Annotated in this window: 18 protein-coding genes; 9 read left to right on the forward strand and 9 right to left on the reverse strand. The window is 68.0% G+C overall.

Annotation, left to right across the window (positions count from 1 at the left end; genetic code table 11):
- Positions 1-15: 15 nt before the first annotated feature.
- Genes PSPA7_RS22040 through PSPA7_RS22055 form a run of 4 tightly spaced genes read right to left on the reverse strand, consistent with a single transcriptional unit; the run spans position 16 to position 3,834 of the window.
- Positions 16-1,368, reverse strand: coding sequence for an MmgE/PrpD family protein (locus PSPA7_RS22040; RefSeq protein ID WP_012076949.1), 1,353 nt, complete (start codon positions 1,366-1,368; stop codon positions 16-18).
- Between the two features lie 38 nt (positions 1,369-1,406).
- On the reverse strand, positions 1,407-1,787 hold the full coding sequence (locus tag PSPA7_RS22045; protein WP_012076950.1) for a VOC family protein: 381 nt from the start codon (positions 1,785-1,787) through the stop codon (positions 1,407-1,409).
- Between the two features lie 14 nt (positions 1,788-1,801).
- Complete coding sequence (locus PSPA7_RS22050; protein WP_012076951.1) at positions 1,802-2,962, reverse strand: acyl-CoA dehydrogenase family protein; 1,161 nt, start codon at positions 2,960-2,962, stop codon at positions 1,802-1,804.
- A 44-nt stretch (positions 2,963-3,006) separates the two neighbouring features.
- The gene (locus PSPA7_RS22055) at positions 3,007-3,834 is read right to left on the reverse strand and encodes an HTD2 family dehydratase (protein ID WP_012076952.1); all 828 of its coding nucleotides are present in this window, start codon (positions 3,832-3,834) and stop codon (positions 3,007-3,009) included.
- 115 nt (positions 3,835-3,949) lie between these two features.
- On the opposite strand from PSPA7_RS22055, the gene PSPA7_RS22060 reads away from it, so the two are divergent.
- Positions 3,950-4,846, forward strand: a complete 897-nt coding sequence (locus tag PSPA7_RS22060) for a LysR family transcriptional regulator (RefSeq protein WP_012076953.1) — start codon at positions 3,950-3,952, stop codon at positions 4,844-4,846.
- Positions 4,847-4,936: 90 nt separating this feature from the next.
- On the opposite strand, the gene PSPA7_RS22065 is transcribed toward PSPA7_RS22060, so the two are convergent.
- On the reverse strand, positions 4,937-5,881 hold the full coding sequence (locus tag PSPA7_RS22065; protein ID WP_012076954.1) for a LysR family transcriptional regulator: 945 nt from the start codon (positions 5,879-5,881) through the stop codon (positions 4,937-4,939).
- 219 nt (positions 5,882-6,100) lie between these two features.
- On the opposite strand from PSPA7_RS22065, the gene PSPA7_RS22070 reads away from it, so the two are divergent.
- The 4 genes from PSPA7_RS22070 to PSPA7_RS22085 all read left to right on the forward strand — a co-directional run bounded on the left by PSPA7_RS22070 (position 6,101) and on the right by PSPA7_RS22085 (position 15,973).
- The gene (locus tag PSPA7_RS22070) at positions 6,101-8,299 is read left to right on the forward strand and encodes an FUSC family protein (protein WP_003155062.1); all 2,199 of its coding nucleotides are present in this window, start codon (positions 6,101-6,103) and stop codon (positions 8,297-8,299) included.
- A gap of 256 nt (positions 8,300-8,555) precedes the next feature.
- Entirely contained in the window at positions 8,556-8,822 is a 267-nt protein-coding gene (locus PSPA7_RS22075) for a DUF2790 domain-containing protein (RefSeq protein ID WP_012076955.1), read from the forward strand.
- Positions 8,823-9,215: 393 nt separating this feature from the next.
- Positions 9,216-10,928, forward strand: a complete 1,713-nt coding sequence (locus PSPA7_RS22080) for a ShlB/FhaC/HecB family hemolysin secretion/activation protein (protein ID WP_003155066.1) — start codon at positions 9,216-9,218, stop codon at positions 10,926-10,928.
- 89 nt (positions 10,929-11,017) lie between these two features.
- Positions 11,018-15,973: a hemagglutinin repeat-containing protein gene (locus PSPA7_RS22085; RefSeq protein WP_012076956.1), complete on the forward strand. Its 4,956-nt coding sequence runs from the start codon at positions 11,018-11,020 to the stop codon at positions 15,971-15,973.
- 66 nt (positions 15,974-16,039) lie between these two features.
- Here PSPA7_RS22085 and PSPA7_RS22090 read toward each other — a convergent pair whose 3' ends face one another.
- Positions 16,040-17,599 (reverse strand): sigma-54-dependent phenylalanine hydroxylase transcriptional regulator PhhR, encoded by a 1,560-nt coding sequence (locus PSPA7_RS22090; protein WP_033997319.1) that lies wholly within the window; start codon positions 17,597-17,599, stop codon positions 16,040-16,042.
- Positions 17,600-17,883: 284 nt separating this feature from the next.
- Between PSPA7_RS22090 and phhA the strand changes: the two genes are divergently transcribed.
- The 4 genes from phhA (at position 17,884) to pbpG (ending at position 21,550) form a co-directional block, all read left to right on the forward strand.
- Positions 17,884-18,672: a phenylalanine 4-monooxygenase gene (gene phhA / locus PSPA7_RS22095; protein WP_003149895.1), complete on the forward strand. Its 789-nt coding sequence runs from the start codon at positions 17,884-17,886 to the stop codon at positions 18,670-18,672.
- A gap of 104 nt (positions 18,673-18,776) precedes the next feature.
- Positions 18,777-19,133 (forward strand): 4a-hydroxytetrahydrobiopterin dehydratase, encoded by a 357-nt coding sequence (locus PSPA7_RS22100; protein ID WP_003149893.1) that lies wholly within the window; start codon positions 18,777-18,779, stop codon positions 19,131-19,133.
- A complete protein-coding gene (locus PSPA7_RS22105; protein ID WP_012076958.1) occupies positions 19,130-20,329 on the forward strand; it encodes an amino acid aminotransferase in 1,200 nt (399 codons plus the stop codon). Before PSPA7_RS22100 ends, PSPA7_RS22105 begins: the two co-directional genes overlap by 4 nt.
- Positions 20,330-20,617: 288 nt before the next feature.
- Positions 20,618-21,550, forward strand: coding sequence for a D-alanyl-D-alanine endopeptidase (gene pbpG, locus PSPA7_RS22110; protein ID WP_012076960.1), 933 nt, complete (start codon positions 20,618-20,620; stop codon positions 21,548-21,550).
- Positions 21,551-21,572: 22 nt separating this feature from the next.
- Here the strand turns inward: pbpG and arfB are convergent, their stop codons facing one another.
- The 3 genes from arfB to PSPA7_RS22125 form a co-directional block, all read right to left on the reverse strand.
- Entirely contained in the window at positions 21,573-21,986 is a 414-nt protein-coding gene (gene arfB, locus PSPA7_RS22115; RefSeq protein WP_003149891.1) for an alternative ribosome rescue aminoacyl-tRNA hydrolase ArfB, read from the reverse strand.
- A 119-nt stretch (positions 21,987-22,105) separates the two neighbouring features.
- Entirely contained in the window at positions 22,106-22,489 is a 384-nt protein-coding gene (locus PSPA7_RS22120; RefSeq protein WP_003085889.1) for a lysozyme inhibitor, read from the reverse strand.
- Between the two features lie 149 nt (positions 22,490-22,638).
- The gene (locus PSPA7_RS22125) at positions 22,639-24,057 is read right to left on the reverse strand and encodes an amino acid permease (RefSeq protein ID WP_012076961.1); all 1,419 of its coding nucleotides are present in this window, start codon (positions 24,055-24,057) and stop codon (positions 22,639-22,641) included.
- Positions 24,058-24,334 lie beyond the last annotated feature (277 nt).

The following is a 24,334-nucleotide window of genomic DNA, read 5'->3' on the forward strand; positions in this document are numbered from 1 at the left end:
GGCTGGTTCGGTTGATCAGATCAGTGCCGTCACGGACGGCGCCTGGCGCAGGCCCCAGGCCCGCTGGATGAGGGTTTCCGCCTCGGCGTCGGTGGCCGCGCCGGAGAACGCCAGCAGGCGGCGGAACTTTTCGGCCAGTTCGTCGCGGCTGAGGGTGTTGCCGGGATCGCCCTTGGGTTCGTCGATGGCGGCGGTGTGGCGACGCCCCTCGCGATCCAGTACTTCGACCCGCCCGAGCCAGCGCCGTGGATAGGCGGCATCGACCTCCGGGTCCAGGCGCATCTCGACCCGCGCGCGGAACGCAGCGACCCGCGGGTCGTTCAGCGCGTGCAGGTGGAACTCGCCGAGCCCGGCCTTGCCGTACACCGCGATCAGGCCCAGCACCGTGCCCATGGAAAACTTCGCCTGGTGCACGGTCTGCGGCTCGAGCACCCGTCCCAGCACGTCGATGGCGCCCTGGTGGACCCGCGCGGTGACCGCGGCGATCTGCGCATGATCGAATCCTTCGCGCTGCATAAGCGCCAGCAGGGCGTCGGCCGCGGGGTGGGTATGGCGGCACGAAGCGTGGAACTTGAACGAGGTTTCCAGCAGCGCCCAGCGGCTGCCGAGGCGATCCACCAGGCGCTCGGGGTCGGCGTCGCTGGACATCCCGGCGGCCATGCCCTGCTCGCCTTCGAGGATGTGCCGTGCGCCGCTCAGGCCGTCGGCGCTGAGGTAGGCGGCGAGCAGGCCGTCGGCGGCCGCCTTGGCGGTATGCAGCTGCTTGGAGTCGGCGGCGTCGCGGAGGAACTCCCAGAGCCCGGCGGCCTGGGTCCCGGCGCTGCCGAGGAGGTTGACGAAGCGCTCGCGGTCGAAATCCATCAGCTTGCCGACCGCCACCGCGGCGGCGAGGGTGCCCACCGTGGCCGTGGTATGGAACACCCGGTAGTGCGAACGACCGAGGAATTCGCCGATGCGGATGCCGGCCTCGTAGCCGGCCACCGCCGCGAGGAGCAGCTCGGCGCCGCTGCGGCCGAGGTCCTGGGCCGCGGCCAGGGCGGCGGGGAACACCACCGCGGCCGGGTGCAGCACCGAGCTGTTGTGCAGGTCGTCCTGCTCCACCACATGGGACGCCGCGCCGTTCACCAGGGCGGCGAAGTACGGCGAACTGCGCCGCCGGCTGGTGAGGATCTGCGCGCTGCCGTCGGCCGGGCCCATGCGTTCGGCGTAGCGCTCGAACAGCGGGATCGGGTGCTGGCCCTTGCCGGCCAGGGCCGAGCCGAGCCAATCGAGGAACAATTCCTCGATACGCGCCAGCACCGCCGGCGGCAGGTCCTGGTAGCGCAGGCCGGCGAGAAAGCCGGCGAGCTGCTGGGTGTAGTCGGTCATGACCAACGCTCTCTTGTAGTTGTCCCGAGGCACGCGGCCTACAGCGGGTTGCTCAGTTCGATCAGGTTCAGGTCGGGATCGCGCAGGTACAGCGAGAGGATCGGCCCGCCGGCGCCGGTGCGTTGCACCGGACCCTCGAGGATTTCCACGGCCTGCTGGCGCAGTTGCTCGGCCACCGCCCCAAGTGGCGTGGCGACGATGAAACAGAGGTCGGCGGACCCCGGCGTGGGTCGCTCGGCCTTGGGTTCGAATTCGCCCCCGGCCTGGTGCAGGTTGATCTTTTGCGCACCGAAGGCGAGGGCCTTGCGGCCGGCGCCGAAGGTGACGGCGCGCATGCCGAGCACGCGGGTGTAGAAATCGATGCTGGCGTCGACGTCGCGAACGGTGAGCACCAGATGGTCGAGGCGGTCGATCTGCATGGGCGGCTCCCGCTTCAGAACGAGCGCGGCAGTTCGAGCAGGTGCTCGGCCACGTAGGACAGGATCAGGTTGGTGGAGATCGGCGCCACCTGGTACAGGCGGGTCTCGCGGAACTTGCGCTCGACGTCGTATTCGCAGGCGAAGCCGAAGCCGCCGTGGGTCTGCAGGCAGGCGTTGGCCGCCTCCCAGGAAGCCTTCGCCGCCAGGTACTTGGCCATGTTCGCGCTGGCCCCGGCGTTGAGTCCGGCGTCGTACTCCCGGCAGGCGCGCCAGCGCATCAGGTCGGCGGCCTCCACCTCGATGTGCGCCTCGGCGATGGGGAACTGCACGCCCTGGTTCTGCCCGATCGGCCGGCCGAAAACCACGCGGTCGCGGGCATAGTGGCTGGCCTTGTCGATGAACCAGCGACCGTCGCCGATGCATTCGGCGGCGATCAGCGTGCGCTCGGCATTGAGGCCGTCGAGGATGTAGCGGAAGCCCTTGCCTTCCTCGCCGATCAGGCTATCGACGGGAATCTCCAGGTTGTCGAAGAACAGCTCGTTGGTCTCATGGTTGACCATGTTGGCGATCGGCTGCACGGTGAGGCCCTTGCCGATGGCCTCGCGCAGGTCGACGAGGAAGATCGACATGCCTTCGGACTTGCGCTTCACCTCGGCCAGCGGCGTGGTGCGCGCCAGCAGGATCATCAGGTCGGAGTGCTGGATCCGCGAGATCCACACCTTCTGCCCGTTGATCACGTAGCGGTCGCCCTTGCGCACGGCGGTGGTCTTGATCTTGGTGGTGTCGGTACCGGTGGTCGGCTCGGTCACCCCCATCGACTGCAGGCGCAGCTCGCCGCTGGCCAGCTTCGGCAGGTAGAAGCGCTTCTGCGCCTCGCTGCCGTTACGCAGCAACGTGAACATGTTGTACATCTGCCCGTGCACGGTGCCGGAGTTGCCGCCGCAGCGGTTGACCTCCTCCAGGATCACCGAGGCCTCGGCCAGGCCCAGGCCGGAACCGCCGTACTCCTCCGGGATCATTGCCGAGAGCCAGCCGGCGTCGGTCAGGGCCTTGACGAAGGCCTCGGGAAAACCGCGCTGCTCATCGATGCGGCGCCAGTAGGCGGCGTCGAATTCGGCGCAGAGGGCACGCACGCCCTCGCGGATCGCGTTCAGCTCTTCGCTGTTCGGATTCATCGGTGACTCCTCGATTCTTGTCGTTGGACGGGCGCTGGGCCCTTTCAGTCGAATTCCACGTCGCCGCGCTGGGCCAGGCCGGCGCCATTGCCGACCCAGACCTCGGCCTTGCCGGCGCCGAGCAGGCGGCCGCCGACCTCGAACGGATCCGGACAGATCAGCGGGCGCAGGCCGCGATAGGCGAAACGTCGCAGGCACGCCTGCGGATTGGCCCGGCAGAACGCGCGCAGGGCCAGGGTGGCGATCAGCGGACCGTGCACCACCAGGCCCGGATAGCCTTCGGCCTCGGTGACATAGGGCCAGTCGTAGTGGATGCGGTGGCCGTTGAAAGTCACCGCCGAGTAGCGGAACAGCAACACCGGATCGGGCTCCAGCGCCTCGCGCCAGTCGCCCGCGGGCAGCGCCTCGGTGCCGCCGAGCTTGGGCGGGGTCGGTTCGCGGTAGACGATGTCGTGTTCTTCGCTCAGCGCCAGTTGGCCGTCCTGGCGGTAGTCGTGGCGCAGGGTGACGAACAGCAGGGCGCCGCTGCGACCGTGCTTCTCCTCGACCCGCAGGATGGTCGAGGTGCGGCTGGCCTCGCCGCCGACCCGCAGCGGCTGGTGGAACTCCAGGCGTCCGCCGGCCCACATGCGGTTGCGATCGTCCGCCGGCGGCAGGAAACCGCCGCGCGCCGGGTGGCCGTCGACGCCGAGGCCGGCGGCCTCCACCGGGTCCTGGAAGAACGCCCAGTGCCAGAGCGGCGGCAGCGCCTCGCCATGGGCCGGGGTCGGCTCGCCGAAGGTGGCGGCGATGCGCTTGACCAGGTTGCGGCTCAGTTGATCGTGGGTTTCTTCCTGGCGACCGATCCAGGGGGCGAAAGCGGACTCACTCATGCGTGGCTTCCCATGACCTAGGGGTGATGGGAGGAGAATGATAGGATGCTAGCGTTTTGAGAATTTGCAATTTCGCAATGGCGCGTTCGGCTTTGCCGAACGCCATGGAGTGCCCATGCATTTCGATCTCGCCGACCTGCGCCTGTTCATCCATATCGCCGAGTCGCCCAGCCTGACCCAGGGCGCGCGCCGCGCCCACCTTTCCCCGGCCGCCGCCAGCGCGCGGATCAAGGCGCTGGAAGGCCAGCTCGGCAGCCGCCTGCTGTACCGCGACAGCCGCGGCGTCGAACTGACCCCGGCGGGCCAGCGTCTGCTACAGCACGCGCGGCTGATCATGCGCCAGGTGGAATACCTGAAGAGCGAGTTCACCGAGTACGGCAGCGACGCCGCCGGGCATATCCGCATCTTTGCCAATACCACCGCGGTCACCGAATTCCTCCCGGAAATCCTCGCCGGCTTCCTCGCCGCCCGCCCCGGGGTCAGCGTCGACCTGCAGGAACGCCTCAGCCGCGACATCGTCCGCGGCGTGCTGGACGGCTCCACCGACCTCGGCATCATCGCCGGGCCGGTGGCGGCCAGTGGCCTGCAGGTCCTGCATTTCAGCACCGACCGCCTGGTGATGGCGGTGCCCCAGGGCCATCCGCTGGCCGGACAGGCCAGGGTACGCCTGCGCGACACCCTGCAGTTCCAGCATATCGGCCTGCCCGAGGGCACCACCTTGCACGCCTTCCTGTACGAACGGGTGGAGCAGATGGGCGAGCAGCTGTCGTTGCGCATCCAGGTCTCCAGCTTCGAGGCGATCTGCCGGATGATCGAAGGCGGCGTCGGCATCGGCGTGATCCCGCAGTCCGCCGCGCGCCGCCACAGCCGGACGATGAAGCTGGCGACCATCGAGCTCGACGAACCCTGGGCGATCCGCGAACGCAGCCTGCTGGTGCGGGACCTGGAGGCATTGCCGAGCTGCGTGCGGGCGTTGATCGAGGAGTTGCAGAGGGTCGGAGACAGCCTGTAGGGCTCCGGAGAATCGGCGGATAACCGCCAGGCGGTTATTCGCCCTGCGACTCCCGACAAGCCAGGGTGCGATCGTCGCGAAGGACGCAGCTCAGTTCGCCAACCCACCGCTCTTCGCCAGGCTGCGTTCGTCCGCGGCGAGCATCGCCGGCATGTGCTCGCGGAGGAACTCGACCCAGGTGCGGATCTTCGCGTCCAGATACTGACGCGACGGGTACAGCGCGTAGACGTTGAGATGGAACAGGCTATAGCGCGGCAACACCCGCACCAGGCTGCCGTCCTTCAGGCCGTTGACCGCCGCGTACACCGGCAGCGCGCCGATACCCATGCCGGAGACCACCGCCTCGGTCATGGCGTCGGCGGTGTTGACCTGGAAATGCGTCTGGTTGATGCAGGCCAGTTCCTGGCCGTCGGGACCGTCGAACAGCCAGCGGTCCAGCGACATCACCGAGTTCACCAGGCGCAGGCAACGGTGCGCGGACAGCTCCGCCGGCAACCTGGGGAAGCCATGCGCGGCAATGTAGCCCGGCGAGGCGCAGAGGATGCTGTAGGTCTGGCCGATGCACTTGGAGACGAAACCGGAGTCCGGCAGTTCGGGGGCTATCACCACGGAAATGTCGTAGCCCTCGTCGAGAATGTCGGTGATCCGGTTGGCCAGGGTCAGGTCGAAGCCGACCTCCGGGTAGGTCTCGCAATATTGCGAGATGGCCTTGATCAGGTAGTGCTGGCCGATGCCGGTCATCGCGTGGACCTTCAGCGTGCCCGACGGCCGCGCATGGGCATCGCCCGCCTCGGCCTCGGCCTCCTCGATGTAGGCGAGTATCTGCTGGGCGCGCATCAGGTAGCGCTGCCCGGCTTCGGTCAGCGCTATGCGCCGGGTGGTGCGGTGCAGCAGGCGGGTCCGCAGGTGAGCCTCCAGCTTGGCCACCGCACGGGAGACATAGGCGGTCGTCAGGTCCAGGCGCTGGGCGGCGGCAGTGAAACTGCCGGTCTCCGCGACGCTGACGAACGCGCGCATATTGAACAGGATATCCATCACGGCCCTCTAGGCTCTGACGCTTATGGCGCGTCTCTTTTCCACGCAACCCGGAGGACACCCCAAGGCGGCGCAGATTCTGTCACGAGTCAACCCACCTATTATTGCCTTTTGTGACAAAAATTTTTCACCTATCCGCGCTCTTATCCGCAAGCGCGGGCGCTCCTAGAATTCCCAACCGTTTCGGCCTCCCCTCGCCGTCGTTCAGGATTCGCAGCAGTGCCCCGCGCCACCCGGAAAGGTCTCCCCCTGGTTCCACCGGCTCCCCTCGCGTTCATTCCCAGCCCCGACGAATTGCGCCGCGCCCTGCTCGAATGGGCGCGCAGCGACGGCGTGGCCTGGGTCTTCGTGTTCAAGGCCCTGCTCACCGCCAGCCTCGCCCTGTGGCTGGCCTACCGCCTGGAGCTGCCGCAGCCGAGCACGGTGCTGGTGACGGTTTTCATCGTCATGCAGACGCAGAGCGGGCAGGTCCTGGCCAAGAGTTTCTACCGCATCGTCGGGACCCTGATCGGCCTCAGCGTGATGGTCACCCTGATCGCCCTGTTCGCCCAGGAGCGCGTGCTGTTCCTCGCCAGCCTGGCGCTCTGGGTCGGCCTGTGCACCGCCGGCGCCGCGCGTTACCGCGATTTCCGCGGCTACGCCTGCGTACTCGCCGGCTATACCGCGACCATGATCGGGATTCCCGCCACCGCGCATCCGGAAGGCGCCTTCATGGCGGCGCTGTGGCGGGTCCTGGAAATCTCCCTAGGGATCCTCTGCACCGGCACCGTCAGCGCCATCTTCCTGCCCCAGACCAGCGGCGCCGCCCTGCGCACTACGCTCTACGGGCGCCTGCGCGACTTCGCCGGGTTCGCCGCCGAAGGCCTGCAGGGCAGCCTCGACGGCGAGCGCTTCGGCGAGCTCAGTGCGCGCTTCGTCGCCCAGTCCGTGGGCCTGGAGAACCTGCGCAGCGCCACTACTTTCGAAGATCCGCACATGCGCCTGCGCAGCGGCCGGCTGATTCGCCTGAACAACGAATTCATGGTCATGACCAGTCGCTTCCACGGCCTCCACCGCCTGCTCGAACGCCTGCGCGGGCGCGGCGCGCAGAATGCCCTGGAGGTCCTGGCGCCATGCCTGGCGGAGCTAGCCGGGCTGCTCGCGCCGATTCGCGAACGGCTGCCCACCGACGCCGATGCCGCCCGGCTCGCCGAGCGCATCGAGGCCTACAAGCCGGAACTGATGCAGAACATCCGCCAGGCCCGCCAGCGCCTGCTGGAACAGCGTCCCGGCGAGAACGACCTGCTGGATTTCAACACCGCCGCCGAACTGGCCTTCCGTTTCACCGACGACCTGCACAACTACGCCCTGACCCACGCCTCCCTGGCCGAGCACCACCATGCCCGCGAGCAGTGGAAGGAAAGCTTCGTCGCCCGCGCCAACCCGGTCGCCGCGCTGGTCGCCGGAGCGCGCAGCGCGCTGATGATCGGCCTGCTCGGGACCTTCTGGATCCAGACCTCCTGGCCCCACGGCGGCACCTTCGCCCTCACCGCGGTACTGATCTCGGCGCTCTCCTCGACCTCGCCGAATCCCGGCCGGTTGTCGCTGCAACTCACCCTCGGGACCCTCGCCGGAGCCTGCACCGGGCTGTTCGTGCTGCTCTACCTGCTACCCCACGTGGACGGTTTCCCGATGCTGCTCTGCTGCCTGCTGCCGGTCTTCGCGGTCGGCGCCCTGCTGCTCTGGCGGCCGCAGTGGAACGGCTACGGCGTCGGCCTGCTGGTGTGGTTCTGCTTCGCCTCGCTGCCGGCCAACATGGCGCGCTACGACGCCCTGGCGTTCTTCAACGAATACCTGGCGCTAGTCTTGTCGATGGTCCTCGCCACGGTCGCCGCCATGGTGATCCTGCCGCCGAACCGGCCGTGGATGTGGAAGCGCCTGGAGCACGACCTGCGCGAGCGGGTGGTGTTCGCCATCAGCGGCAAGAGCAAGGGCCTGGTCTCCGGTTTCGAAAGCGGCACCCGCGACCTGCTGAACCAGGCCTACACCTTCTCCGCCGGCCGCCCGGACGTGCAGCGCCGGTTGCTGGGCTGGATGTTCCTGGTGCTGGAGGTCGGCCAGGCGATCATCGAGCTGCGCCTGGAACAGCAGCGCCTGCCCCAGGAACCCTGCTACGCCGAACGCACGGCCTGGCGCCGGGCGATCCGCCTGATGGGACGCGCGCTGATCCGGCTGTTCCTGCAACCCGGCCCGAGCAACCGCCAGCGCGCCCTGCACGCGGTGGAGCAGGCGATCATGGCGGTCCGCGCGGCGCCGGAACCGCGCGCGCCGCAGTTCGACACCTCGCCGCTGCGCCGGGTACTCAGCTACCTGCATTTCATCCGCAGTTCGCTGCTCGATCCGCAGTCGCCGCTGGCCACGACCGGCAGTGCCGGATAGCGCGCCTGCGGCGCCCCAACAGGTCATTGTTACCAATCCGTACAAGGTTCTTGTCTTGACCGTGTCTATATGTCGCAGCATCACCGAATTTATAATTAACCCAACAGCCAAAGTTCACTTCCGTTGAACTTAGACTTCGCAACTTGATTGCAGACTTCAATTATCCAGCCTTGTTTATCGAGTTGCACCGGAGACCTGTCCGCCTGTCTTCCGACGGCAGATCGCACTCACTCAGAAACCACTCAGGTAACCAGTAATGAAGGCTTTCGCCCTGATCGCCCTGTTCGCCTGCTCGCCGCTGGTGATGGCGGCTGGCACCCAGGAACAACCTGCCAGCCAGCAGGAAGGCACTGTCGAGGAATATGCCTACGGCATGCATCTCGATGTCGCTCGCGTCATATCTTCCACCGATACTTCGGAGGCCTGCGGCATCGTTCCCGCACGCATGACCTACGAAGATTCCAAAGGCCGGAAACATACCGTGGAGTATCAGGTCTGGGGCAACGGCTGCAGCGGCGGCTAGAGCTCGTCCGGCCCTTGGGCCGCTCTCCGAAGGATCGCGCCACGATGGGCAACCCGCCCCTCCGGCGCGATCATTGTGTACCCGACGACGACAATCCGCTTTCCGGCCAGCCAGGCCGCATACCCCTCCCTTCCCTTCCTTACCCTCTGCGCTACCCAGTCGAATCAGGCCTTCACGCCAGTCGCGACACGCCAAACTTTCGTGAATCAGTTCACAGGCGTTTCTTCGTCCAGTCAGCAACCGGTCAATTTCTTTACTCGGATGTAACAAACGGGTGAGGTCTGCGACTAATCTACACAAGACACAAAGTTTACATAACAACACTTTGTGTCAAAGCTGTCGCTGAAACGTCCACGTCCTGCCCGTGGGCGCCTGATACATGAAGGATGCCGCGTGCCGTACCGCTCTACCGAATCATCGCCCCGCCGCCCGTTCTGCCGAGCCCTGCTGCTGGGCCTGCTCGGCGCCTCGCCCGTCTTCGCCGCCGATCCGGGGCAACCCGGGCAGGAAGCCCTGCGCCAACACCAGCAGCAACAACTGGAACTGCAACGCATGCAGCTGGAGGAACGCCAACGCCAATTGCAGCGCGGCAATTTCGGCGGCTCGACGGCCCCGGCGCCGGCATCGCCGCCCATCGCAGACCACGACTGCTGGCCCCTGAGCGGCACGCGGATCGGCGGCGTCACCCTGCTCAGCCGGGAGCGCCTGGACCGCACGCTCGGCCCGCTGATCGGCGAATGCATGGGACCCGGCCAGATCAACCGCCTGCTGGCAGCGATCACCCGGCTCTATGTCGATGCCGGCTACGTCGCCGCCCGCCCCTATCTGGCCAATCCCCCGGAGGCCGGGCAGAGCCTGGATATCCTGGTCGACGAAGGCTACGTCGAGTCCATCGAACTGGACGACCAGAGCCTGCCGGTATCGCTGCGCGGCGCCTTCCCCGGCGTGCTCGGCAAGCCGTTGAACCTGCGCGACCTGGAGCAGGGCCTGGACCAGTTGAACCGCCTGCGCTCGGTCGATCTCGCCGCCGACATCGCCCCGGGCAGCCAGCCCGGCGCCTCGCGGATCCTCCTGCGCAAACGCGGCGGCGCCGCGCGCTGGAGCCTCGGCCTGGGCCTGGACAACCTCGGCAGCCTGGCCACCGGACGCGATCGCGGCAACCTCAGCCTGGGCCTGGACAGCCCGCTGGAACTCAACGACTCGCTGTTGCTGAGCGCCAGCGACACGCTGAATCGCGACCGACGCTACAGCCGCAGCAGCAGCCTGTACTACGCGATTCCCTATGGCTACTGGACCTACAGCCTGTTCGCCAGCCACGCCGAATTCCGCTCGCCGCTGCGCACCGGCCGGCAGACCTTCTACCAGACCGGCGCGACCGATCTCTTCAGCCTGCGCGCCGACCGCGTGCTCTGGCGCGGCCAGCGTCACCAGTTGAGCGCCAACCTGCAACTGGCGCGCAAGGATGTCGACAGCTACCTCGGTGGCATCCGCCTGACCAACCAGAGCCCGCGGCTGAGCGTCGTCGAAGCCGGCCTCAACCTGTTCTGGCTGGACAGCGCGGTCTGGAGTCTCGACCTCGGCTACGCCCGTGGCCTGAGCGCCCTCGGCGCCGACCGCGATCGCGCGGGGCGGGCCGACAACTACCCCCGGGCGCAATTCGACAAGTACCGCCTCGGCCTCAATCAATGGCGCAACGGCCAGCTCGCCGGCCAGGCCTGGCAGTGGCAGAGCCAACTCACGGCGCAGTACAGCGCCGACCCGCTGCCAGCCATCGAGCAGCTGCTGGCCACCGACGACTCCGCGGTGCGCGGCTTCCGCCGCAACAGCGTCTCCGGCGCGATTGGCGCGATATGGCGCAACACCCTGCGCCTGCCGCTGCGCAGCGACCTGCCGGTGCAGGTCACTCCGCGCCTGGGCCTGGACCACGGCTGGGTCAAGCTCTACCACGGCGCCCCCGGCCAGTACCTGAGCGGTGCCAGCGCCGGCCTCAACCTGAGCTGGAAGCAGGTCCAGCTCGACCTCGACTACCAGCGCAGCCTCTCCGCGCCGTCCGCCTTCCGCCACGAGCCGGAGAGCTGGCTGCTGCGCCTGAGCCTGCAGATCTGAAGCCTGATCAGCCGCTGACCTGAGCGCGACAGCAGCGGCGACCACCAACCACGCGCAACGTTACAGCCAACCTGAACGAAGAGGTTCTCATGCATAGAGACAATCCTGTCTTCCACCTCTCCCCCCGGGGAAAACTCCGTTGCCTGATCGCCGGCCTGCTGCTGGCGCCCCACCTGCCCCAGGCTTTCGCCGGCGGGCTGGAGGCGGCCGGCGGGCCGGGCGGCACGCCGCAACTGCTCAACCAGGGCGGCGTGCCCATCGTCAATATCGTCGCGCCGAACGCCGCCGGCCTGTCGCACAACCAGTTCCTCGACTACAACGTCGACCGCCAGGGCCTGGTCCTCAACAATGCGCTGCAAGCCGGCGCCTCGCAGCTCGCCGGACAACTGGCGGCCAACCCGCAGCTGCGCGGCGACGCCGCCAGTGCCATCCTCAACGAAGTGATCAGCCGCAACGCCTCGGCGATCAACGGCCCGCAGGAAATCTTCGGCCAGGCCGCCGACTACATCCTGGCCAACCCCAACGGCATCTCGGTGAACGGCGGCAGCTTCATCAACACGCCCCATGCCAGCCTGCTGGTCGGCCGTCCGGAACTGGCCGACGGCAAGCTGCAGGCGCTGAACACCAACGACGCCGTCGGCGCCCTGCAGATCCAGGGCCAGGGCCTGAGCAACCGGGATGGCAGCATCGCCCTGCTGGCGCCGCGAGTCGACAGCCAAGGCAAGATCGAGGCGTCGGCCGAGCTCGACCTGACCGTCGGTCGCAACCGCATCGACTACCCGAGCGGCAAGGTCGAGCGCGACCCGTCCGGCGACGTCCGTCCGGGCGAGCGGCGCATCGACGCCAGCCTGTTCGGCGCCATGCAGGCCGGACGCATCAACATCCTCAGCACCGCCGAGGGCGCCGGCGTGCGCGTCGGCCCGGTCGGGATCGACGGCAGGGACGGCGTCGACCTGCGCTCCGCCGGCGACCTGTCGATCAGCGGCCAGGCGCTTCCCGACAACAGCCTGAACGCCTTGCGCGCGGCGATCCGCAGCGACAGCGGCAACGTCGGCCTGCATGCCCGCGGCGACCTGAGCCTGGCCGCCGCCGACGTCAGCGGCGGCAGGGTCGACCTCAAGTCCGGGCGCAACCTGACCCTGGGCAGCGTGGAAAGCCGCAACCTGCGGGAAAGCCGCGAGCGCTGGAGCAACAGCACCATCGGCATCACCTGGGAAACCTACGACCGCACGCGTACCGTCACCGATTCGAAGCAGCACGGCAGCCGGATCGATGCCCGCGCCGACGCGAGCCTGGCCGCGCGGGGCGACAGCGAACTGAGGGCGGCGACGGTCAAGGCCGGCGCTACCCTGAAAGTCTCCAGCGGCGGCGATACCCGTCTTCTCGCCGCCACCGAGACCCGCACCGAACGCGACCAGGGCGCGCACCGCAAGCACCTGTGGAAAGCCAACTGGGACAAGGGCAGCAGCGAGCAACGCAGCGTGGCCAGCAGCCTCGAAGGCGCGCGGGTCGAACTCGGCGGCGGCCGGCGCCTGAATCTGGAAGGCGCCGACGTGGCCAGCCGCGGCGACCTCGACCTGCAAGCCAAGAGCGTCGACATCGGCAGCGCCAGCCGCAGCCACAGCAGCCGCGACAACAGCTACTCCGGCGACCTGGTCGGCGGCAGCTTCTTCGGCAGCCACGGCGATGGCGACAGCGGCAAGACCCTGCAACAGGGCAGCCGGGTCAAGGCCGACGGCGCACTGACGGTGACCGCCGATGCGGTCGAGGTGCGCGGCAGCCAGGTACGCGGCGCGCGCAAGGCCGAGGTAGTCAGCGGGAAAGGCTCGCTGCGCATCGACGGCGTGGAGGAAACCGCCCACAGCAACAGCTACAGCAAGGACAGCAAGTTCTTCGGCATCGCCAAGGACGAGAGTCGCCAGCGCAGCAAGGACAGCAGCAACCGCGCCAGCGAAGTACGCTCGGACAGCAACCTGACCCTGCGCAGCGCCGCCGACATCGCCATTCGCGGCTCCCGGGTCGAGGCTGGCGGCGCCCTCGCCGCCGAGGCCAAGGGCAACCTGGAGATAGCCTCGGCGCAGGAGCGCCACGACGGCAACGACAGCCGCCACACCCGCGGCTTCGACGCCTATGCCGGCGAGCAGACCCCAGGCAGCCGCCAATACCGCGCCGGGGTGCGCTACCAGGACCAGCGGACCAGCGTCCGCCGCGAGGAAACCCGCAACAGCGGCTCCAGCCTGGGCGGCGCCTCCCTGGCCGTGAAGGCCGGCGGCGATCTCACCGTGAAGGGGGCCGAGCTGAAGGCCAGCGCGGGCGACGCCAGCCTCTCCGGGAAGAACGTCGCCCTGCTCGCCGAGCAGGACAGCAAGACCCGCAGCAGCGAACAGACCACCACCGGCGGCGGCTTCTACTATACCGGCGGCCTGGACCGTGCCGGCAGCGGTATCGAAGTCGGCCACCAGCGGATCGACGAGAACGACGCCGAAAGCCATGCGCGCACCAGCCAGGTGAACGCGACGGGCAATCTCAGGATCGACGCCGCCCAGGGCAGCCTGACGACGCAGGGCGCGCGCCTGGAGGCCGGCGACAGCCTGGCGGTCGCCGCCGGCACGGTCGACAACCAGGCCGCCCGCGACAGCCAGAGCAGCCAGCGCCACGACAGCGGCTGGAGCGGCGACATCGGCGCCAACCTCGAGTACCGCGGCATCGCCCGGCCGATCGAGAAGGCGGTCGAAGGCGTCGCCCAGCGCAAGGTCCACCAGCCCGGCCTGCTCGACAACCTGGAGCAGCCGAACGTCGGCGTCGACCTCGAGATCAGCCACCGCGACAGCCGCGGCGAGCAACAGGCGAGCCAGGCGCAGGTCAGCAGCTTCGCGGGCGGCCAGGTCGAACTGAAGGTCGGCGACGCCCTGCGGGACGAGGGCACCCGTTACCAGGCTCGCAGCGGAGGCCTCCTCATCGACGCCGCCAGGCATGACGCCAGGGCGGCGGAGAACACCTCCGGCAGCCATGAGCAGAGCCTCGACGCCAAGGTCGGCGGGCGCCTCTACACCACCACCGGCCAGGACCTGAACCTGCGCCTGAGCGGCATTGGCGGCAGCAGCGAGAACAGCGCCAGCCAGACCACCGCGGTGGTCGGCGAATACGCCGCGAAGCAGGGCGTCGAGATCCGCCTCGGCGGAGACGGCCTCTACCAGGGCAGCCGCTTCGACGGCGGCGAAGCCGGGGTCAGGCTCAGCGCCGGCGGCAACCTGGCCCTGGAACAGGCCAACGACCGGCAGAGCGCCAGCAGCGCCAGCCTGCGTGGCGACGCCGCGTTGAGCGGCGGCATGGCCCCCAGCGCCAACGGCAAAGGGCTGAACGCCAGCGCCGGCCTGCAACTCGACCACAAGGCCGGCGACAGCCGGGACAGCCAGGCGCGGGTCGCCGACATCCAGGCCAAGGGCGCGGTGGAGCTGCGCAGCGGCGGCGATCTGGTCCTGCAAGGCAGCAATATCGGCAGCGCGGCAGCGAAGACCGGCGACATAGTCCTGGCCGCCGGCGGCAAGCTCGACCTGCAGGCCGCCCGCGATAGCCACCGGGCCGGGGGAAACAACCTCGGCGGCGGCTTCAGCCTAGGCGGCGGCAGCGTTCGCGACGCCGAAACGAGCAGCAAGAACGGCAGCGTCAGCGGCAACTTCAACATCGGCCGGGTCGACGAGGAACGTCACGCGCTGAACGGCGGCAACCTGCACAGCGCGACCAAGGCCAGCCTTTCCAGCGCCGCAGACGACGCCACCGCGGTACGCCTGCAAGGCACTCGCATCGAAGCCGCCCAGGTCAGCCTCGAAGCCGGCAACGGCGGCATTCTCCAGGAGTCCGCCGAATCCAGCGAGCGGCGCGACAACTGGGGCGTGCTGCTCGGTGCCGGGGCCAACGGCGGCAAGACCACCGGCGCGCCGAGCGACTACCGGAGCGACTATGCCGTCCAGGCCCGCGCCAAGGTCGATGTCGATGTCCTGCGCAGCCAGACCCAGGGCGACAGCGTCATCCAGGCCGACCGGGTAATCCTGGCGAGCCAGGGCGACACCCGCCTGGAGGGCGCGCGCATCGACGCGGCACAGGTGGACGGGCGCATCGGCGGCGACCTGCGGGTGGAGAGCCGCCAGGACCGCGCGGAGGGCGTGAAGGTCAACGTCGACGCGCGCCTGGGCGTGGAGAAGAACCAGCCCGGCCTGGTGAACAAGCTGGCGAGCAAGACCGGACCGTTGAAGGACAAGCTGGAAACCAAGGCCGAGAATGCTTTCGACAAGCACCGCGGCAAGTTGGAGAACGGCATCGACCGTAATGTCGAGCGGCTCGGCAAGGCCGGGGACAACCTCCTCGCCAAAGCCGAAAAGGCCAAGGAGCGCCTGGGCGAGAAGCTGGTCCGCAGCGGCAGCTACGAGGTCAACCCGGAGCCGCGCGGCGCCTTCGCCAGCAAGCTGGACAGGGCCAGGGGCTATCTGGCGGAGAAAGGCGAAGCGCTCGGCGACCGGCTGTCCGGCCTCAAGCAGCGCCTGTCGCCGAACAAGACCGGTAGCTATGTGGTGAACGACAAGCAGACGGCCGGCGCCAAGGTCGGCAATGCCGCCGAGAACGTGCTGTTCGGCGACAAGAGCGGCGAAGCCTCGGTAACCCCGACGCTGTACCTGGACGTCAGCCACGTCAGCCGCAACTACGTCACCGAGGCCTCCGGCATCACCGGCAGGCAGGGCGTGAACCTGCAGGTGGGCGCAGCGACCCAGCTGACCGGCGCACGGATCAGCGCCAGCGACGGCAAGGTCGACCTCGGCGGCTCGCGCGTGGAAACCCGCGCCCTGGCCGGCAAGGACTACCGCGCCGATCTCGGCCTGAACGTCTCCAGGTCGCCGGTGGACCTGGCCTTCGGTATCAAGGACGAGTTCAGCCAGGAGCACGACCAGGCGACCCGCGACGACCAGGCCTTCAACCTCGGCGCCCTGCGCGTCGGCGGACGCAACCGCGACCAGCAGTTGCAGGCCGGCATCGAGCAGAAGGCCGACTGAGCCCGCCCCGCTCCTCGCCTGATCGCCGAAGGAGCGCCCGGCCCCGGTCTTCGCCGGGGCCGGGACTCAACCCTCGCCCTGCCCGACGCCGTACTGGCGCAGCTTGTTCGCCGCCGTGGTGTGCGACACCCCGAGGCGCTTGCCCAGTTGGCGGCTGCTCGGATGCTCGCGGAACAGGCGTTCCAGGACCGCCTTCTCGAAACGGCCGACGATGGCGTCCAGATCACCCTCCAGCGAGAAGTCCCCCAACGGCTGCGGCGCGCCGTAGTCCGGCAGGCGGATGTGCTCGGCCTTCACCGTCCCCCCTTCGCACAGCGAGACCGCCTGGAACAGCACGTTCTCCAGTTGCCGCACGTTGCCCGGCCAGTGGTAGCGCTCGAGGCGCTCCAGCGCCGGCGCGGAGAGCTTCGGCAGGCCGCAGCCGATCTGCCGGCTGGCCTGGTCGAGGAAGTGCTCGGCGAGCGGCGCCAGGCCGTCCAGGCATTCGCGCAGCGGCGGGATGTGCAGCGAGAGGACGTTGAGGCGGTGATAGAGATCCTGGCGGAACTCGCCCTTGGCGCAGAGTTCGGACAGGTCCACCTGGGTCGCGCAGATCACCCGCACGTCCAGGTACACCTCCTCGTCGCTGCCGACCCGGCGGAAACAGCCGTCCTGCAGGAAGCGCAGCAGCTTGGCCTGCAGGCGCGGGCTCATCTCGCCGACGCCGTCGAGGAACAGCGTGCCGCCGGCGGTGAGTTCGAGCAGGCCGAGCTTGCCTTCCGGACGCGCGCCTTCGAAGGCCCCGGGACCATAGCCGAACAGTTCGGTCTCGGCCATCGACTCCGGCAGGCCGGCGCAGTTCAGCGCCATGAACGGCGATTGCCCGCGCGGGCTGGCCAGGTGGCAGGCGCGCGCCAGCAGCTCCTTGCCGGTGCCGGTCTCGCCCTCGATCAGCAACGGCGCGTCGAGCGGCGCCATGCGTCGCGCCTCGCGGACCACCGCGGCCATCACCCGCGAGCTCTGGAAGATGCTGTCGAAGCCGCGCAGCTCCTGCTTGCGCACATGGTAGATGCGCTCGCCGACGCGGTCCGCGCGATGCAGGGTCAGCACCGCGCCGGCCAGCGCCTCGCTCTCGTCGTGCTCGGATTGCAGCGGGGCGATGTCGGCGAGGAACACGTCGCCCTTCACCTTCACCCGCAGCCCGTTGATCCGCGCCTTGTTGGCGCGTACCAGCTCGGGCAGGTCGAGGTCCTCGACATAGCGCGACAGCGGAATCCCCGGCACCTCGTCGACGCGCACACCGAGCAGCTGGGCGGCGGCACGGTTGGCGGCGACGATCTGCCCGCCCATGTCCACCGAGAGCACCGGAAAGTCCAGGGCGGCGAGCAGCGCGTTGAGCTCCAGGTGCCGGCGCTCGCTGGGCATCAGGCCGACGCGCTTGACCCCGAAGACCCCCGGCACCGCCTCCAGCTTGGGCCGCAGCGACTGCAACTGGAGATTGATCAGGTTCGGACAGAGCAGGTAGATGGCGTTGCCCTGGTCGCCGCCGACTTCGCCGCGATTGACGTTGATGCCGTAGTCGACCAGCAGGTCGAGGATGTCGCGAAGAATGCCTACACGGTTCTGGCAGTGCACTTTGATACGCATGGCGTGGCCCGGTGTTGTCGTTCTGATGGGCTCGCGGTCGGATTTTTTAACTCCCGACCGGAAATTTCCGTCAAGAATATGTGACAGTTAGACTCACCAGCAAGAATGCCTGAGCCAATGAACAGGCGACCCCGGCAAATTCGTAAGGAAAACTTTACGAAAACGCCGTTTCATCCTCGTTGCCCGGCCCCTATCCGGGGCTGCACGGAGCGTCCCGACGCGGTATCGATAAGGCAACGACAACAACAAAGACCCCGCGGCCACAAGCCGCTCATGGAGTCCGTATGAAAACGACGCAGTACGTGGCCCGCCAGCCCGACGACAACGGTTTCATCCATTACCCGGAAACCGAGCACCAGGTCTGGAACACCCTGATCACCCGGCAACTGAAGGTGATCGAAGGCCGCGCCTGTCAGGAATACCTCGACGGCATCGAACAGCTCGGCCTGCCCCACGACCGGATCCCCCAGCTCGACGAGATCAACCGGGTTCTCCAGGCCACCACCGGCTGGCGCGTGGCGCGGGTACCGGCGCTGATCCCGTTCCAGACTTTCTTCGAACTGCTGGCCAGCCAGCAATTCCCCGTCGCCACCTTCATCCGCACCCCGGAAGAACTGGACTACCTGCAGGAGCCGGACATCTTCCACGAGATCTTCGGCCACTGCCCCCTGCTGACCAACCCCTGGTTCGCCGAATTCACCCATACCTACGGCAAGCTCGGCCTCAAGGCGAGCAAGGAGGAACGCGTGTTCCTCGCCCGCCTGTACTGGATGACCATCGAGTTCGGCCTGGTCGACACCGACCAGGGCAAGCGCATCTACGGCGGCGGCATCCTCTCCTCGCCGAAGGAGACCGTCTACAGCCTCTCCGACGAGCCGCTGCACCAGGCCTTCAATCCGCTGGAGGCGATGCGCACGCCCTACCGCATCGACATCCTGCAACCGCTCTACTTCGTCCTGCCCGACCTCAAGCGCCTGTTCCAGCTGGCCCAGGAAGACATCATGGCGCTGGTCCACGAGGCCATGCGCCTGGGCCTGCACGCGCCGCTGTTCCCGCCCAGGCAGGCGGCTTGACGAGAATCGTCGCCGCTGCGGCTGACCCCGCGGCGGCCTTGTACTATGGTGGACGGGCCCGGCCCGTCCGCCGCTCCCACATGCGACAACCAAGGACTCCCACCATGACCGCACTCACCCAAGCCCATTGCGAAGCCTGCCGCGCCGACGCCCCGCACGTCAGCGACGAAGAACTGCCCGTGCTGCTGCGGCAGATCCCGGATTGGAACATCGAAGTCCGCGACGGCATCATGCAACTGGAGAAGGTCTACCTGTTCAAGAACTTCAGGCACGCCCTGGCCTTCACCAACGCCATTGGCGAGATCTCCGAGGCCGAAGGCCACCATCCGGGCCTGCTGACCGAGTGGGGCAAGGTCACCGTGACCTGGTGGAGCCACTCGATCAAGGGCCTGCACCGCAACGACTTCATCATGGCGGCGCGCACCGACGAGGTGGCGAAAACCGCCGAGGGGCGCAAATGAGTCATTTCGCCAAGGTCGCCCGCGTACCGGGCGACCCGATCCTGGGCCTGCTCGACGCCTACCGCAACGATCCGCGCGCGGACAAGCTGGATCTCGGCGTCGGCGTCTACAAAGATGCCCAGGGCCTGACCCCGATCCTGCGTTCGGTGAAACTCGCCGAGCAGCGCCTGGTCGAGCAGGAAACCACCAAGAGCTACGTCGGCGGCCACGGCGACGCGCTGTTCGCCGCGCGCCTGGCGGAACTGGTGCTCGGCGCCGCCTCGCCGCTGTTGTTGGAGCAGCGCGCCGACGCCACCCAGACGCCCGGCGGCACCGGCGCCCTGCGCCTGGCCGGCGACTTCATCACCCATTGCCTGCCCGGCCGCGGCATCTGGCTGAGCGACCCGACCTGGCCGATCCACGAGACGCTGTTCGCCGCCGCCGGCCTGAAGGTTTCCCACTACCCCTACGTCAGCGCCGACAACCGCCTGGATGTCGAGGCGATGCTCGCCGGCCTGGAGCGCATTCCCCAGGGCGACGTGGTGCTGCTGCATGCCTGCTGCCACAACCCGACCGGCTTCGACCTGAGCCACGACGACTGGCGCAGGGTGCTCGACGTGGTGCGCCGCCGCGAGCTGCTGCCGCTGATCGACTTCGCCTACCAGGGCTTCGGCGACGGTCTCGACGAAGACGCCTGGGCGGTACGCCTGTTCGCCGGCGAACTGCCGGAAGTGCTGGTCAGCAGTTCCTGCTCGAAGAACTTCGGCCTGTACCGCGACCGCGTCGGCGCACTGATCGTTTGCGCGCAGAACGCCGAGAAGCTCACCGACGTGCGCAGCCAACTGGCCTTCCTCGCCCGCAACCTGTGGTCGACCCCGCCGGCGCATGGCGCCGAGGTGGTCGCGGCGATCCTCGGCGACAGCGAGCTGAAGGGACTCTGGCAGGAAGAGGTCGAAGGCATGCGTTCGCGCATCGCCAGCCTGCGCATCGGCCTGGTCGAGGCCCTGGCGCCGCACGGCCTGGCCGAGCGCTTCGCCCATGTCGGCGCGCAACGCGGGATGTTCTCCTATACCGGCTTGAGCCCGCGGCAGGTCCAACGGCTACGCGACGAGCACGGCGTCTACCTGGTCTCCAGCGGCCGGGCCAACGTCGCCGGTCTCGACGCGCGCCGTCTCGACCGCCTGGCACAGGCCATCGCCCAGGTCTGCGCGGACTGAACCCCAGCGGTTACCCTGAGCCGGCCGTCATGGCCGGCTTTTTTTCGCCTCCGCGAACGCCATGCCCTCCGTCGAAGCGGCGGATAACCGCGTTGCGGTTATTCGCCCCACCGCACCACGACCATGCAGGCGTTATCCGCCGAACCTCTCCGAGCCGGGCCAGCCATAAGTCAGCAGTTTCAAAGCCCTACGTGCTTTTCCTATAAAAGAGCATAAAATGCTCAATTATGGGGACCAGTTCACACTGCCCCCGAGGCCCCCTCTTTCTCGTATTAGTGAGCAACGCACGTGAGAAACCGTCTCCTGTCACTGGTCACCCTGCTTCTCTCCCTCAGCGTTGCCACCGCGATATCCGCCTCGCCACCGCCCAAGGCCAAGCTGCCGCTGCAACAGGAACTGGCCTCGGGCAGCGCGCTGGTCACCGACCAGAACAGCGGCAAGGTGCTCTACTCGCGCAACCCCGACCTGGTGGTGCCGATCGCCTCGATCACCAAGCTGATGACCGCCATGGTCGTGCTCGACTCGAAGCTCCCGCTGGACGAGGTGCTGCCGATCGCGATAAGCGAGACCAGCGAGATGCGCGGGGTGTTTTCCCGGGTCAGGGTCGGCAGCCAGATCAGCCGCCGGGACATGCTCCTGCTCGCCCTGATGTCTTCGGAGAACCGCGCCGCGGCGAGCCTGGCGCAGAACTATCCGGGCGGCAAGAACGCCTTCGTCAAGGCGATGAACGCCAAGGCCCACGCCCTGGGCATGAAGAACACGCGCTACGTCGAGCCGACCGGGCTGTCGCTGCACAACGTCTCCACCGCCCGCGACCTCACCCGCCTGCTGGTGGCCAGCCGGCAGTACCCGCTGCTCAGCCAGTGGAGCACCACCCCGGAGAAAACCGTGGCCTTCCGCCACCCGAACTACACCCTGGGCTTCCGCAACACCAACCACCTGATCAACAACAAGACCTGGAACATCCAGCTGACCAAGACCGGCTTCACCAACGAAGCCGGGCACTGCCTGGCGATGCGCACCACGATCAACCGCAGCCCGGTCAACCTGGTGGTGCTGGATGCCTTCGGCAAGTACACCCATTTCGCCGATGCCACCCGCCTGCGGCGCTGGCTGGAGACCGGCCAGGTCACCGCGATCCCCGCCGCGGCCAAGGCCTATCGCCTGCAGCGCGACCGCGAGCGCGGCCTCGGCCAGCCGATGGCCCAGGCCGTGCGCTGATCCCGCGCGAGGACGGGTCGGCTCAGAAATCCACCTTGCCACGCCCGGCCTTCACCGCGCCGCGCTTGGCCTTGCCATCCAGCCGGCGCTTTTGCGAGCCGCGCGTGGGCTTGGTCGGGCGCCGCGCCTTCTGCACCTTGGCCACGCTGCGGATCAGCTCGGCCAGGCGCGCCAGGGCGTCCTCGCGGTTCTGTTCCTGGGTCCGGTACTGCTGGGCCTTGATCACCACCACGCCGTCACCGCTGATGCGCTGGTCGCTCAGCGCGAGCAGGCGCTCCTTGTAGAACGGCGGCAGCGACGAAGCCTGGATGTCGAAGCGCAGGTGCACCGCGCTGGAGACCTTGTTGACGTTCTGCCCGCCGGCGCCCTGGGCGCGGATGGCGTTCAGCTCGATCTCGTGGTCAGGCAGGTGGACGGCGTTGGAGATGATCAGCATGGGGCGGCACGGGGTACGAACGGGCTGCCAGCATAACCCCTTTGTCGAGCGCGAAGGCAGGCAAGAAGAAACCCGGCCGCGGCCGGGTTCCTGCGTTTCGGCTGGACGCCGGGCCGAACTCAACGTTCCTTGCAGGCGACCCCGTCGGTGGGCTCGCCGCCCTTCCAGTCGCCATAGAGGGTGGCCTCCTCGCCCTTGGTCCACCAGATGTACTGGCCGGCGGCGTACTTGGCGCCGGAGGCGGAAATCACGTTGCTGAAGACCAGCGTCGAGTTGTCGCTGACCGGCACCACGGCCAGGCTGTTGTCGCCCTTGTTCAGGTACTGCACGGTGAACTTGCGACCGTTCTCGCACTTGTAGTCGACGCTGCGGGTATCCAGCTTGGCATCCCCCGGCAGGGCCAGGTAGTCGACCTGGGCGGTCTGCTTGTCGTCGTCGCTGCCACCACAGGCGACCAGGACCACGGGGACGGCAGCGAGAAGCAGCCAGAGCGCTTTTTTCATGGAAATCCCTCTAACGAGAAAAAATGGCGCTGCCACTGTAGGAACTCGGCGGGCGGCCCGTCAACGACGGGCACCCCTAGAAAAAGTCTTGTGGATCACCGGGACACGGAGGGAGTCGCTCCCCACTCCCTCCGCGCCGGTGCCCCCGGTCACTCGGCGACCGGCTTCACCCGCAGGCCCGGCAGTGGCCGCGGGGCTCCCTTGAGTCGATAGCAGGCCCACATCACCAGCAGCCAGACCGGAATCGCGTACACCGAGACCTGGATGCCAGGGATCAGCAGCATGACGCCGAGGATGAACACCACGAACGCCATGCACAGGTAGTTGCCGTACGGGTACCAGAACGCGCGGAAGTGCGTGCGGGTGCCCTGGCGCTCCATCTGCGCGCGGAACTTCAGGTGCGCCATGCTGATCATCGCCCAGTTGATCACCAGCGCCGCGACCACCAGCGACATCAGCAATTCCAGCGCCTGGTGCGGGATCACGTAGTTCACCACCACGGCGAGGAAGGTCACCAGCGCCGAGACCACCAGGGCCCGCACCGGCACGCCGCGCTTGTCGACCCTGGCCAGGGCGCGCGGGGCATCGCCCTGCTCGGCCAGGCCGAGGAGCATGCGGCCGTTGCAATAGGTGCCGCTGTTGTACACCGACAGCGCGGCGGTGAGCACCACGAAGTTCAGCAGGTGCGCGGCGGTGCCGCTGCCGATCATCGAGAAGATCTGCACGAACGGGCTGCCGCTGTAGGCGTCGCCGGAAGCGTTGAGGGTCGCCAGCAGGCTGTCCCAGGGCGTCAGCGAGAGCAGCACGACCAGGGCGCCGATGTAGAAGATCAGGATCCGGTAGATCACCTGGTTGATCGCCTTCGGGATCACCGTCTTCGGCTTGTCCGCCTCGGCCGCGGTGAAACCGAGCATCTCCAGGCCGCCGAAGGAGAACATGATGATCGCCATGGCCATCACCAGCCCACCCACCCCGTTGGGGAAGAAGCCGCCGTGCGCCCACAGGTTGCTAACCGAGGCCTGCGGGCCGCCGCTGCCGCTGAACAGTAGGTAGCAGCCGAGCAGGATCATGCCGATGATCGCCACCACCTTGATGATCGCGAACCAGAACTCGGCTTCGCCGAAGGCCTTGACGTTGGCCAGGTTGATCGCGTTGACGACGACGAAGAACAGCGCCGCCGTGGCCCAGGTCGGTACGTCCGGCCACCAGTAGTGGATGTACTTGCCGACCGCGGTCAGCTCCGACATCCCTACCAGGATGTACAGCACCCAGCAGTTCCAGCCGGAGAGGAAGCCGGCGAAGCCGCCCCAGTACTTGTGCGCGAAGTGGCTGAAGGAGCCGGCGACCGGCTCCTCGACGATCATCTCGCCGAGCTGGCGCATGATCATGAAGGCGATGAAGCCGGCGATGGCGTAGCCGAGGATCATCGACGGGCCCGCCGACTTGAGCACCCCGGCCGAGCCGAGGAACAGGCCGGTACCGATGGCGCCGCCGAGGGCGATCAACTGGATGTGACGATTCTTCAGGCCGCGCTTGAGCTCGCCCGAATGCGGATGTTGGCCGTCCATTGAGTTATCTCACGCAAGTGGAAATTTATTGTTGTCGGAGGCGAAACGGGGCCGTGCGGCTCAGGCGACGGACGCACGGCGGGCGTCATGCGGGGCGCGTGGCGTCGGGCGGACGGCTGGGCGAAGGTGGGTTTCACGGGTCATGCGTCACCTGTTTGTTGTTGTACGTGACGTGGATGGGCCGCCAGGCTCGTGGCGCGGCGGTGCGGGCAAGGGCTTGGCGCGATGGCGCCGCTGGAACGGCAACGCGGGCTGCAACGAAAACCGCCAGCCCCGG

The organism is Pseudomonas paraeruginosa PA7 (assembly GCF_000017205.1).
Lineage (GTDB): Bacteria > Pseudomonadota > Gammaproteobacteria > Pseudomonadales > Pseudomonadaceae > Pseudomonas > Pseudomonas paraeruginosa.